Source organism: Bacillus salipaludis, from assembly GCF_004358205.1.
The window spans coordinates 78,957-91,115 of record NZ_SMYO01000009.1 but is presented as its reverse complement, the minus strand read 5'-3'; the positions used below and the strand labels follow the sequence as shown (position 1 = coordinate 91,115).

The window sequence follows — 12,159 nt, the reverse complement described above, 5'->3', positions numbered from 1 at the left end:
AACAATGAATATTGTGAAAGTATTAGATGCAAAAGGTTTAGCATGTCCAATGCCAATTGTAAAAACAAAAAAGGCAATAAATGAAATTGGATCTGGTGAAGTTTTAGAAATTCATACAACAGATAAAGGAGCAAAAAATGATTTGTCTGCCTGGGCAAAATCAGGAGGTCATGAGTTATTAAAATTTGAAGAAGAAAATGGAATTTTAAAGTTTTGGATTAAAAAAGGATAATTTTTTTTACAAGCATAATACCCTAATAGGTATAAAACATCAGGAGGTTACTACATGACAGAAAATAAGAAAACAACGATTGTTTTATTTAGTGGAGATTACGATAAGGCTATGGCAGCCTATATTATTGCGAATGGTGCAGCTGCTTATGACCATGAAGTAACCATTTTTCATACATTTTGGGGATTAAATGCCCTTCGTAAAAATGAATATGTTCCCGTGAAAAAAGGATTTATGGAGAAAATGTTTGGAAAAATGATGCCAAGAGGCGCGGATAAAATGGGTCTTTCAAAAATGAACTTTGCCGGATTCGGTCCTAAAATGATTAAGGATGTTATGAAAAAACATAACGCATTGTCACTGCCACAATTAATCGAAATGGCGCAGGAACAGGATGTAAAATTAGTAGCATGTACCATGACAATGGATTTGTTAGGTCTTAAACAGGAAGAGTTATTAGAATCAATCGAATATGCAGGTGTTGCTGCGTATTTAGCAGATGCAGAGGAAGGTAATGTAAATCTGTTTATATAAAACTAATTGATAGGGGGATTTCCCCTACATACAAGGAGGATCGAAAATGGAATATGTAAATTATCTTGTTATTGCGGCAATTCTATTCTTTATGATTAAACGCTTTTTGCCAACTAAAGGTGTTAACAACATTTCGACAATAGAATTGAAGGCAGAATTGAAAGAAAAGAATAAACAATTTGTTGATGTCCGCACACCCGGAGAGTTTAAAGGAAACCATATTAGAGGTTTTAAAAATATCCCTCTTAACCTACTTGCAGGGAAAGCAGAAAAAGAACTTTCAAAGGATCAGGAAGTTATTGTTATTTGTCAAAGTGGTATGAGAAGTGGGCAGGCTAGTAAAATTCTTAAAAAATTAGGATTCTCAAAAGTAACAAATGTCAAGGGCGGCATGAGCACGTGGTCTTAAACAAGACAGAAGGAGGACTTTAAAATGAAACAAATGACAGCAAATGAAGTTGAAACATTATTAAGCGGTGGAAAGAAATTAAATATCATCGATGTACGTGAAGTGGACGAAGTTGCAGCTGGCAAAATCCCAGGTGCTGTAAACATTCCATTAGGATTAGTTGAGTTTCGCATGCATGAATTAGATAAATCAGAAGAGTATATCATGGTATGCCGTTCAGGAGGCAGAAGTGGTCGTGCCACGCAATTTCTTGAAAGTTATGGATTTAATGTGATTAACATGGCTGGTGGAATGCTTGCTTGGGAAGGTAAAATTGAATAAATTTTTTTAAGAAAAATAATACCCTTATAGGTATTGAGGAGGATATTCAAATGGAAAACTTGAAATCAAACGTAATTTTAGATGCCAAAGGATTAGCATGTCCGATGCCTATTGTTAGAACAAAAAAAGCAATGAATAACCTGGGGGCTGGACAAGTGTTAGAAGTTCTAGCAACAGATAAAGGATCCAAAGCGGACATGAAAGCGTGGGCTGAAAGTACAGGTCATCAATATTTGGGAACGATTGAAGAAGGCGAAGTATTGAAACATTATCTTCGCAAATCTTCTAACGACGAAGTTAATGAAAAGAAGCACCCGAATGTGATCAATAATGAAGAACTTGAGAAAAAACTTGTAGCAAATGAAAACATCGTCATGATCGATGTTAGAGAAGCTGCAGAATATGCCTTTAGCCATATTCCAAGTGCGATCTCTATTCCACTAGCTGAATTGGAAGAAAGAATAAATGAATTAAATAAACACGAAGAAATTTTTGTAGTTTGTCGCACAGGAAACCGCAGCGATCTAGCTGCACAAAAATTATCGGATATTGGTTTTACTAACGTAATTAATGTTGTACCAGGAATGAGCGGGTGGACTGGTACAACAACAGGTATCAATAAATAAGAATGTTTGTCACTATAAAATTAGGAGGAATAAATAATGACTAAAAAAGTAGCAATTATTGCAAGTAATGGTGGACTATTCGATGCTTATAAAGTATTTAATATCGCAACTGCTGCAGCAGCAACTGATCAAGAGGTAGCTATATTCTTCACATTTGAAGGATTAAATTTAATTCATAAAGAAGCTCAGCAACAACTTCCAATGCCAGAAGGGAAGGAGCATTTTGCGGATGGTTTTGCAAAAGCAAATGTGCCTTCCATTCCGGAATTAGCTGAAATGGCGAAAGAAATGGGAGTTAAATTTATCGGATGTCAAATGACAATGGATGTAATGGGATTAGAAAAAGAAGACTTTGTTGATGGAATTGAAGTAGGCGGCGCTGTAACCTTTTTAGAGTTCGCCAAAGATGCGGATGTTACATTAACTTTTTAATTAGCATATTTTTTAAACTTTATAAATACCATAGGGGGTAACTATAGGATGGCTGTTAACGTAATGACTTCAAAAGAAGTAACGAAAAAAGTAATTAATAAAGAAGAGTTATTTATTCTAGATGTTCGAAATGAAAGTGATTTTAACGATTGGAAAATCGAAGGAGAAAACTTTGAGTATTTAAATGTTCCCTATTTTGAATTGCTTGATGGTGTAGAAGAAATCATTGAAAAAATCCCTACTGATAAACAGGTTCTTGTGGTTTGTGCAAAAGAAGGTTCTTCCGTTATGGTAGCTGAAATGCTTTCTGAAGCAGGTTTAACCGTCTCTTACCTTAAAGATGGAATGAAAGCGTGGAGTGAGCATTTAGAACCGGTTAAAGTGGGAGACCTAAATGATGGCGGTGAAATTTATCAATTTGTTCGAATCGGTAAAGGATGCTTATCTTACATGGTGGTTTCAAATGGTGAGGCAGCGCTGATTGATGCGACACGTATGACCGAAATCTATCTGGATTTTGCCGCAAGCATTGGTGCAAAAATTACACACATTTTTGATACGCACCTTCATGCGGACCATATTTCAGGGGGACGTCTAATCGCTGAAAAAACGGGTGCCACTTATTGGCTGCCGCCTAAAGATGCAACAGAAGTAACCTTTGAATACCAACCATTAGAAGACGGAAATGACGTAAAAATCGGAAACACTCTAATTATAATTCACGCATTGTATTCTCCAGGTCACACGATTGGTTCCACTTCATTTGTAGTAGATGAAAAGTTCTTGCTATCAGGCGATATTTTATTCATTGATTCGATCGGAAGACCGGACCTTGCAGGTATGGCGGAAGACTGGGTTGGAGATTTAAGAGAAACTCTTTATAAACGTTACAGAGAATTGTCTGAAGAGCTTATCGTTCTTCCAGCACACTTTATGATTATTGATGAGTTAAATGATGATGGCAGTGTGGCAGAAAAACTAGGAACACTATTTGCGGAAAATCATGGTCTAAATATCGACGACGAAAATGCATTCAGAAAATTGGTAACAGAAAACTTACCACCACAGCCAAATGCGTATCAAGAAATTCGTCAAACGAATATGGGTAAAATCAATCCAGACATTGATCAGCAACGAGAAATGGAAATTGGACCAAACCGCTGTGCCGTGCGATAAATTTTGGACTGAAAAAGTTATAAATTATAGGGAACCAGTAAAGGTTCCCTTTTTTAAAAAAGGAGGACACCATGGATATTAGCTTTATCATAACGATCTTCCTAATTGGATTTGTTGGATCATTTATTTCAGGAATGTTAGGTATTGGTGGTGCGATCATCAATTTTCCAATGTTATTGTACATTCCAGTTTTACTGGGGGTAGGTCATTTTACGGCTCATGAAGTTTCAGGGATTACTGCTATCCAAGTTTTCTTTGCGACAATGGGCGGTGTTATGGCTTACCGTAAAGGTGGGTTTTTAAATAAAACGCTAATTGCTTACATGGGAATAAGTATTTTGATTGGCAGCTTTATAGGAGGATTCAGCTCTACACATATGCCGGAAAGCGGGATCAACATAGTATATGGAATTTTAGCATTGATTGCAGTTATCATGATGTTTGTTCCGAAAAGGGGTATTGATGATATTCCTTTAGATCAAGTTAAATTTAACAAATGGCTTGCTGCACTATTTGCTTTTATTGTTGGGATTGGAGCTGGTATCGTTGGTGCAGGAGGTGCATTCCTTTTGGTGCCCATTATGCTTACGGTGTTAAAGATACCGACAAGAATGACCATTGCTTCATCCTTAGCTATTACACTTATTTCATCAATTGGAGCGGTTACTGGAAAAATTTCAACCGGACAAGTGGCAATCCTTCCTTCGATTATTATGGTAGTGGCAAGTTTAATCGCTTCACCGATAGGAGCTAATGCTGGGAAAAAAGTAAATACGAAAGTTTTACAAATCATTATGGGGATTTTAATTTTTGCAACAGCAGTCAAAACATGGTTGGAAATACTATAAGCTCTATTTAGCTAACGATTTTTTGTTGTTTCGATTAACAACTATATAAATATAGGTTAGGAGCATAAAAATATGGAGAATAAGTGCTTAAAGAATGCAAGATGAACAGGATGGTCTCCGGATTATGTTAATTTTTTAAATTTATATAGATAGGAATTCCAAGAAGCAATAAACAGCCTGACTGTTTTAGCCAGGCTGTTCTATCTCTAAAATGTATTGAAATCGGCCACCAGTACTTAAGCCTGCTGCTTCAATTTGATCCGATCGTTCGGTAAAAAAGCAGCAATAATAGAACCAGCGAGCGGAAGAAGGGAAAGAATGGTAAACACGGTCGCAACTCCAAAAATATCCGAGATCCCTCCCATGAAGACAGAGCCAATTCCTCCGGCACCAACACCGAAACCGATTGAAAGCCCTGAGGCCATCCCAATATTCTCAGGCAACATTTGCTGCATATAAACGACGCTGACAGAGAAGGAGGAAAGAACACTAAACCCAAAACAGAGCAGGTCGATCACCGCTAACACACCATGTACATAAGGAAAAATCAGGGCAAAAGGTGTCGCAATCAGCATCGAAATAACAAGTAAACGTTTCATACCGATTTTATCTGCCCAAAGCCCGCCCAAGAAGGTTCCGAGTGCACCTGCACCGACAAAGACAAAGCTTAGAATTTCTGATTGTTGAACGGTCAGATTGTTCAAATAAAAAGGTAAAAAGACAACCACTCCTATTTGGCACCATGACCTTAGGATAATGACACAGGAGAGCAGACTTGCCCCAAGTATATTGTTCGTACCTTTCAATACCTTTTTTCGATTCAGTTTGGCAGACTCTAATTTTTGACCTAACCATGGCAAAATTTGTACGGTCAGCAAAAGGGATAAAAATGCAACGGGAATCAACCATAGAAGTCCACGAATCCCTGAGTGTGTGATATAAAGTGAAACGAATAGTGGACCAAAAGCCTGCCCTGAATTTCCGCCTACTTGAAAAATGGCTTGGCCCAGTGCTTTTTTAGAACCTGAAGCAAGATGGGTACCTCTTGAGGCCTCTGGATGAAAGGCACCAGAACCTAATCCGGAAATGGAAATAAACAGGAGAAGCCATGGCAAGGATGGTGCAAGTCCTGTTAAAGCAAGACCTATGATGGAGCAAAACACTCCTGCTGGATAAAGCCAAATCCGAGGCTTGCGATCTGCAAACATTCCAAAAAGTGGCTGCGAAACAGAGGATGTTAAATAGGACATTAACACGACCAAAGTGGACTGGGTATAGTTAAGATGAAAAGCATGTTTGTATAATACAACTAAAGCCGGAACCATCCCTGTGGTTACCAGATCATTTAAAAAATGCGAACCGCTAAAAGTAAATACCGCCCGACGAAATAGCGGATCTTTAACTTTCGGCTTCGCTATTAATTGTGGGTTTGTTGCCAACGATGTCACCTTCTCTTTTACTAGATTAATTGTTTTTTGCATTATTAATAGTAGCGTAACTGAATTAAATTGTCATGTCCTAAATCTATTTTTAAGAAGGATTTTCTATTAAATGGGAACTGGTAAATTTTGAAGATAAGATATATTAACTAACTATTGTATCGCATTGGCAGGGTAGTGAGCGAAACAAAGCAAGAAAAATTTACTCGTATGAATGATCTCAGAAACAAAAAGCAGCAGAAAACAATTGAAAAAGCTTTAGCCGAACGTCTAGAATCAATTGACTTTGGGTGAAGCAATTATTACGCAAGTAACTTGGGAAGTAAACCAATGAACTTAAAAACATCCAAGAATTAATTTTAAGGAGATTCACTTCGCAAGTAGGGGGATTCTTGTCGCTGGACAAACGATTAGAGCAAGAAGGATGTTAATGTTTTGTCGTTCTTATTATTACGTAAAATATAAATTTGACGAATTAATTCATATAAGGTAAAATATAGAAGTGAGGTGTTTTTATGGTAAATCCGGCAAAACAACAAAATTTTCAAAAATTGCAAGCTTTATTGAATGAACTCCCTTGGTATGTTGATGAATATATCAATCATAAGCTTAGAAAATTATCGGCCGCATCCTTGTTTAATTACTGTCATGATTATAAGATTTTCTTTAATTGGATGATCAGTGAACAGCTTTGGACCGGCAGCATGAAAGATATCCCGTTAGAACGGCTTGAAAGATTGACGGTTTTGGAAGTTGAAGGATTTTTAAACTTCCTTCATTATCAATTAAATAACAAAGAATTAACGGTTAACCGTAAATTATCAGCTTTAAAATCGCTTTTCAATTATCTTCAAAATATTGCGGAAACACAGGATTTACAAGCCTATATCAACCGAAATGTAATGGCCAAAATTGAATTTAATGAGATTAAAGAAACAATGGAAACGCGGGCAAATAAAATGGAAGGTAAAATTTTGCTTGGTGATGAATATGAGCAGTTTCGGCTGTTTGTTGCTCAAGGTTTTGGCGAATTAAACAAAGATAATAAGAAAATCTACAACTTTTATAAAATGAATCAACAACGTGATACAGCGATTATTTCATTAATTCTAGGTTCCGGACTCCGTCTTTCTGAGCTGGTTGGATTGGACCTTGATGATATCGACTTTAGCAAGTATTGTGCCCGGGTGATTCGTAAAGGAAATAAGGAACAATTTGTTTTTTTTAGTCAGGTGGCGATGGCTGATTTGCAGGAGTATCTTACCATAAGGACTGAAAAGTATCAGGTGGATAAAACTAATAAGGCCTTGTTTGTTTCTGCTCCAATGGGTCCAAAAGGAAAATCAAGAAGACTTACCGCCAGGTCGGTTGAAAAACTGGTTGAAAAGTATGCTGCAGCATTCGGGAAACCATCATTATCTGTACATAAATTACGACATTCGTTTGCTACCAGATATCATTCAGAAATCAATGATGTGCCGAAATTACGCAGACAATTGGGTCATTCATCAATTCAAACCACCATGATTTATACCCATATTCGTAATGAGGATTTAAAAAGCGCTGTTGATAAAATGGATATGCCAAAAGATTAGGCTGTTACTAATTGGGTAACAGCCATTTTTTAGTTTTTATCAGTTTACATAATATAATTATAGTTAAATTTATATAAAAAATAAACTTTGTCTCAATACCTAAGTATACTTAAGAAAATGAGACAGAGAAGAAAAATTTCTTTTTTTTCGGTTCAAATTCTACTATGAACTATCCACGAAAAATTAACAAAAAAAGCGCCTAGATCAACTAAGCGCTCTGGATTTATTATCACCCTGCCATCGCATTTCCGCCAGCAAACTGACTATTATAAAGTTCTGCATAAAATCCGCCTTTTTCAAGTAGTTCAGTGTGATTTCCTTTTTCAATCACTGTACCATGATTCATAACCAAAATCAGATCAGCATCACGAATGGTTGAAAGTCGATGAGCAATAATGAAGCTGGTCCTCCCTTTCATCAATCGGTCCATTGCTTTTTGAATTTGTACCTCTGTTCTTGTATCCACAGAACTAGTAGCTTCGTCGAGAATGAGAATGGCCGGATCTGCCAATATCGCACGAGCAATTGTCAATAATTGCTTTTGTCCTTGTGAGATATTAGAGGCTTCTTCATTTAATATCGTATCATAGCCCTCTGGTAAAGTTCGGATAAAATGGTCGGCAAAAGCAGCTTCCGATGCCGCGATAATTTCATCCTCTCCTGCCCCCTCTTTTCCATAACCAATATTATCACGAATTGTACTATTAAATAGCCATGTATCCTGCAAAACCATGCCAAACATACTTCTTAAATGCTCCCGTTTTAAGTCGCGAATATCTACACTATCGATTAAAATCCGACCGTTTTGAATCTCGTAGAATCGCATCAATAGATTAATTAACGTCGTCTTACCCGCACCAGTTGGTCCGACAATCGCAACTCTTTGACCTGGTTTTACCTCAATATTCATATCCTCAATTAACGGTTCATTTTCGTTATATCCGAAGGAAACATGATCAAAGATTACTTCCCCTTTTGGTGATAAAATCATTTTGGCATTTTCCGCTTCTGGAACCTCTTCTATTTCATCTAAGATTTCAAAAACACGTTCTGCACTGGCAATCGTTGATTGGATCACATTGGCAATCATTGCAGTTTGCGTGATGGGCTGAGAAAATTGTCTTGCATATTGAATAAACGCTTGAATATCACCAATTTCAATTGCCCTTTTCGTTACCAATATACCGCCGGCAACAGAAACAAGAACATAGCCAATATTACTAACAAAGGACATCAGCGGCATAATCATACCGGAAACGAATTGAGCCTTCCATCCTGTTTGATAAAGGGTTTCATTGATTTCATCGAATTTTTCAATTGATTTTTTCTCACGTCCAAACACTTTTACCACCTTGTGGCCTGTATACATTTCTTCCACATGGCCGTTAAGCTCTCCGAGTGCTTTTTGCTGTCCTTTAAAAAACTTTTGTGATTTTTTTGCTATACCTGCAGTAGCTGCAAAGCTAAGCGGTAATGTAACGACGACAATAAGTGTCATTAATGGGCTAATCGTAAGCATCATGACGATAATACCAATAATGGTAACAACGGACGTGATTAGTTGTGTTAAACTTTGCTGTAAGGTCGTGCTTATGTTATCGACATCATTTACCGCACGGCTTAGAATTTCTCCGTGTGTCCTAGCATCAAAGTATTTCAATGGAAGTCGATTGAGTTTTTCCTCCACCTCTTTACGTAAATGGTATACCGTCTTTTGAGCGACACCTGCCATGATATATTGCTGGATATAGGCGAAAATCGCACTTAAAATATATAATCCGATTAAAAGCAAGATGATATTTCCTATATAGTCAAAATCAATTTTGGCTCCAGGAACCCCTCTAAGCTTCATCATCAATCCTTCAAAAAGCCGTGTAGTCGCTTTTCCCATAATCTTTGGACTGACAATCGAAAAAATCGTACTAATGATAGCGGTTATGAGCACAGCTAAAAGTTGGAATTTATGTGGTTTCAAGTAGCTGACTAGTCTTTTTAAGGTTCCTTTAAAATCTTTTGCTTTTTGGACAGGCATCATCCCGCCGCGAAAGCCGAATCCACCACCGCCTGGTCCACCTGGCCTTTGGGGTCCACCTGACCTTTGGGAATGAGTCTCTTTGCTCATGCGATTTCCTCCTCAGATAGCTGCGACATTACAATCTCACGATAAACCTCATTTGTTTCCAAAAGTTCGCGGTGCTTTCCAATTCCGGCAATTTGGCCGTTATCTAAAACAATGATTTGGTCTGCATCGATTATGGTACTAACTCGTTGTGCAACAATTAATACAGTTGATTCAACTGTTTCTTCTTTTAATGCAGCACGAAGCTTCGCGTCTGTTTTAAAATCCAAAGCGGAGAAGCTATCGTCGAAAATATAGATTTCTGGTTTTCTAACAAGTGCCCTTGCGATGGATAAACGCTGTTTTTGTCCTCCCGAAACATTTGTTCCCCCCTGGGCAATCACCGAATTGTATCCATCTGGCATGTTTGTAATAAATTCTGTCGCTTGGGCAATTTTTGCTGCGTGCTGTACTTCTTCATCTGTTGCATGTTCTTTGCCGAAACGAATATTTTCGGCAATACTTCCAGTAAAAAGAACAGCCATTTGCGGAACAAAGCCAATTTTTTCTCTTAACTCTTCTTGTTTCATTTTGCGGACATCAACACCGTCAATAAGGACTCTTCCACTGTCAACATCGTAAAAACGAGGAATCAAGTTTATAAGCGTTGATTTACCCGAGCCTGTTCCACCAATTACGGCAGTCACTTCCCCTGGTCTCATTGAAAAAGAGATATCGGAAATCGCTGGCATTTCAGCTCCAGGGTAACTAAAGGAAACATTTTCGAATTCTACAAGTCCTTTTTTACCATCGGTTGTCGCAGCTTCCGTTGGATCCTTTATATCTGCAATCGTTTCAAGGACTTCATTTATTCTTGCTGCAGAGACAGATGCACGCGGAACCATGACAAACATCATCGACAGCATGATAAATGAAAACATGATTTGCATAGCATATTGAATAAAAGCCATCATATCCCCGACTTCCATATGACCATTGCTGATCCGAATCCCTCCAAACCATACGATTGCGACGGATGTAAGGTTTAGAACCATCATCATAATGGGCATCATAGCAGCCATGATTTTATTTACTTTAATTGCCGTATTCGTTAAATCAAGGTTTGCCGTATCAAATCGTTTCTTTTCGTGCTCTACCTTGTTAAAAGAACGAATGACCCGAATTCCAGTTAGATTTTCGCGAAGAACTCGATTCAGCGTGTCTAATTTTACCTGCATAGCCTTAAAAAGCGGAATTCCGCTTCTTGCGATGATCACAATAGCAATGATTAAAATAGGTAATGAAACTGCTAGGACTAATGTTAACTTTGCATCTTTAGATAATGCCATGATTAGTCCGCCAATACACATCATTGGGGCCATAACCATCATTCTAAGCATCATGACTAAAACTTGTTGAACCTGCGTAATATCATTGGTAGTTCTAGTAATCAGTGAGGCGGTGCCAATTTTATCAAACTCATGAAGTGAAAAATCCCCTACATGTGCAAATAATTTCCTACGAAGGGACTTTCCAAATCCAGAGGCTACCTTTGCTGAAAAAAAGCTTGCTGTGACGGAGCATACCATTCCACCTGCTGCTACAAGCAGCATAAATCCGCCTATTTTCCAAATATAATGGGTATCCCCGGTGACCACACCTTTATCCACTATATCTGACATCAAGGTTGGCAAATAAAGCTCAGATAATGATTGCAAAAGGACTAATATAAGTACGGCCAACACAGATAGTCCAAATGGTTTTAAAAATTTTCTTAATTTGATCAAGTTTGGTCACTCCATTCCGGTCAACGATTCAAATGATTGTTAAAGTAAGCCATCACTTTGGAGAGTAATTCCGCCAATTTTTCGCTATCATCCTCCCCCAAATGATCAATTAACCCACTAAAAGTTTCAAAGAAGGCTTTTCTTGCCTCGATCACAGCACTTTCACCCTTTGATGTAAGGTTAATTTTAACGGCTCGTCTGTCATCTGGATCAATCCTCCGTTCAACCAATCCATCCTTTTCTAGTGTATTAATGATTTGTGTGACGGTCGGCGATGTAACGTGTAATTTCTGACTGATTTCTGAAACCTTCATATCCGCCTTTTTGTTGTTTCCTTCACGGTAAATGGCCGCTAAGACCTTGAATTCACTTGGGTTGTAACCAGCAATTTTCCGTTCGTGCCAACCGATCCTTCTGAATTGCATAAATGCTTTTAAAAGCTTTTGTGCTGTGGCACCTTCCATGTCTGCCATTTTTTTCACCTCATTTTTATTAAGGATACAAATAGTTAGGTTACTTATCTATTAGTAAGCCTAAGTATATTCTCTGGTCATTTATACGTCAAATTAGAATTTAATTAGAATGCAATGAAGTATTAAGGCTATTAGTATTTGAAACGCAATAGTGCAAAGGGAATCTTCAACTTTCCAGGAAAAATAAAAGAGACGGCTATCCATATTCAGCCGTCTCTCTAATATATT

The 12,159-nt window shown here is 37.7% G+C and carries 13 protein-coding genes; 9 read left to right on the top strand and 4 right to left on the bottom strand.

Annotation, left to right across the window (positions count from 1 at the left end; translation table 11 throughout):
• Nucleotides 1–4: 4 nt before the first annotated feature.
• The 8 genes from E2K98_RS19190 (at nt 5) to E2K98_RS19155 (ending at nt 4,578) form a co-directional block, all read left to right on the top strand.
• Nucleotides 5–232 carry a sulfurtransferase TusA family protein gene (locus E2K98_RS19190; protein ID WP_133336946.1) on the top strand — a complete coding sequence of 76 codons (228 nt, stop codon included), beginning with the start codon at nt 5–7 and terminating at the stop codon, nt 230–232.
• 54 nt (nt 233–286) lie between these two features.
• The gene (locus E2K98_RS19185) at nt 287–766 is read left to right on the top strand and encodes a DsrE/DsrF/DrsH-like family protein (protein WP_133336944.1); all 480 of its coding nucleotides are present in this window, start codon (nt 287–289) and stop codon (nt 764–766) included.
• A gap of 46 nt (nt 767–812) precedes the next feature.
• Nucleotides 813–1,175 (top strand): rhodanese-like domain-containing protein, encoded by a 363-nt coding sequence (locus tag E2K98_RS19180; protein ID WP_133336942.1) that lies wholly within the window; start codon nt 813–815, stop codon nt 1,173–1,175.
• Between the two features lie 24 nt (nt 1,176–1,199).
• Complete coding sequence (locus E2K98_RS19175) at nt 1,200–1,496, top strand: rhodanese-like domain-containing protein (RefSeq protein WP_133336940.1); 297 nt, start codon at nt 1,200–1,202, stop codon at nt 1,494–1,496.
• Nucleotides 1,497–1,546: 50 nt separating this feature from the next.
• Complete coding sequence (locus E2K98_RS19170; RefSeq protein WP_133336938.1) at nt 1,547–2,122, top strand: sulfurtransferase TusA family protein; 576 nt, start codon at nt 1,547–1,549, stop codon at nt 2,120–2,122.
• A 36-nt stretch (nt 2,123–2,158) separates the two neighbouring features.
• On the top strand, nt 2,159–2,554 hold the full coding sequence (locus E2K98_RS19165) for a DsrE/DsrF/DrsH-like family protein (protein ID WP_133336936.1): 396 nt from the start codon (nt 2,159–2,161) through the stop codon (nt 2,552–2,554).
• 48 nt (nt 2,555–2,602) lie between these two features.
• Nucleotides 2,603–3,730 (top strand): MBL fold metallo-hydrolase, encoded by a 1,128-nt coding sequence (locus E2K98_RS19160; RefSeq protein WP_133336934.1) that lies wholly within the window; start codon nt 2,603–2,605, stop codon nt 3,728–3,730.
• Between the two features lie 71 nt (nt 3,731–3,801).
• Nucleotides 3,802–4,578 (top strand): sulfite exporter TauE/SafE family protein, encoded by a 777-nt coding sequence (locus E2K98_RS19155; protein ID WP_133336932.1) that lies wholly within the window; start codon nt 3,802–3,804, stop codon nt 4,576–4,578.
• 236 nt (nt 4,579–4,814) lie between these two features.
• Here E2K98_RS19155 and E2K98_RS19150 read toward each other — a convergent pair whose 3' ends face one another.
• Nucleotides 4,815–6,017 carry an MFS transporter gene (locus E2K98_RS19150; RefSeq protein ID WP_235824865.1) on the bottom strand — a complete coding sequence of 401 codons (1,203 nt, stop codon included), beginning with the start codon at nt 6,015–6,017 and terminating at the stop codon, nt 4,815–4,817.
• A 515-nt stretch (nt 6,018–6,532) separates the two neighbouring features.
• On the opposite strand from E2K98_RS19150, the gene xerS reads away from it, so the two are divergent.
• A complete protein-coding gene (xerS, locus tag E2K98_RS19145; protein WP_133336928.1) occupies nt 6,533–7,612 on the top strand; it encodes a tyrosine recombinase XerS in 1,080 nt (359 codons plus the stop codon).
• A 229-nt stretch (nt 7,613–7,841) separates the two neighbouring features.
• Here the strand turns inward: xerS and E2K98_RS19140 are convergent, their stop codons facing one another.
• The 3 genes from E2K98_RS19140 to E2K98_RS19130 are packed head-to-tail and all read right to left on the bottom strand — an operon-like array spanning nt 7,842 to nt 11,931.
• Nucleotides 7,842–9,734 (bottom strand): ABC transporter ATP-binding protein, encoded by a 1,893-nt coding sequence (locus tag E2K98_RS19140; protein WP_133336926.1) that lies wholly within the window; start codon nt 9,732–9,734, stop codon nt 7,842–7,844.
• Nucleotides 9,731–11,458, bottom strand: coding sequence for an ABC transporter ATP-binding protein (locus E2K98_RS19135; RefSeq protein WP_133336924.1), 1,728 nt, complete (start codon nt 11,456–11,458; stop codon nt 9,731–9,733). The genes E2K98_RS19140 and E2K98_RS19135 overlap by 4 nt, the downstream gene beginning before the upstream one ends.
• Before the next feature lie 20 nt (nt 11,459–11,478).
• Nucleotides 11,479–11,931: a MarR family winged helix-turn-helix transcriptional regulator gene (locus tag E2K98_RS19130; protein ID WP_235824864.1), complete on the bottom strand. Its 453-nt coding sequence runs from the start codon at nt 11,929–11,931 to the stop codon at nt 11,479–11,481.
• Nucleotides 11,932–12,159 lie beyond the last annotated feature (228 nt).

Excerpts from the sequence above, each read along its gene's own strand:
- E2K98_RS19190 (WP_133336946.1), top strand. The coding sequence starts at position 5 with ATGAATATTGTGAAAGTATTAGATGCAAAAGGTTTAGCATGTCCAATG.
- E2K98_RS19140 (WP_133336926.1), bottom strand. The coding sequence starts at position 9,734 with ATGAGCAAAGAGACTCATTCCCAAAGGTCAGGTGGACCCCAAAGGCCA.
- xerS (WP_133336928.1), top strand. The coding sequence starts at position 6,533 with ATGGTAAATCCGGCAAAACAACAAAATTTTCAAAAATTGCAAGCTTTA.
- E2K98_RS19165 (WP_133336936.1), top strand. The coding sequence starts at position 2,159 with ATGACTAAAAAAGTAGCAATTATTGCAAGTAATGGTGGACTATTCGAT.
- E2K98_RS19155 (WP_133336932.1), top strand. The coding sequence starts at position 3,802 with ATGGATATTAGCTTTATCATAACGATCTTCCTAATTGGATTTGTTGGA.
- E2K98_RS19170 (WP_133336938.1), top strand. The coding sequence starts at position 1,547 with ATGGAAAACTTGAAATCAAACGTAATTTTAGATGCCAAAGGATTAGCA.
- E2K98_RS19160 (WP_133336934.1), top strand. The coding sequence starts at position 2,603 with ATGGCTGTTAACGTAATGACTTCAAAAGAAGTAACGAAAAAAGTAATT.
- E2K98_RS19130 (WP_235824864.1), bottom strand. The coding sequence starts at position 11,931 with ATGGCAGACATGGAAGGTGCCACAGCACAAAAGCTTTTAAAAGCATTT.
- E2K98_RS19180 (WP_133336942.1), top strand. The coding sequence starts at position 813 with ATGGAATATGTAAATTATCTTGTTATTGCGGCAATTCTATTCTTTATG.
- E2K98_RS19185 (WP_133336944.1), top strand. The coding sequence starts at position 287 with ATGACAGAAAATAAGAAAACAACGATTGTTTTATTTAGTGGAGATTAC.
- E2K98_RS19175 (WP_133336940.1), top strand. The coding sequence starts at position 1,200 with ATGAAACAAATGACAGCAAATGAAGTTGAAACATTATTAAGCGGTGGA.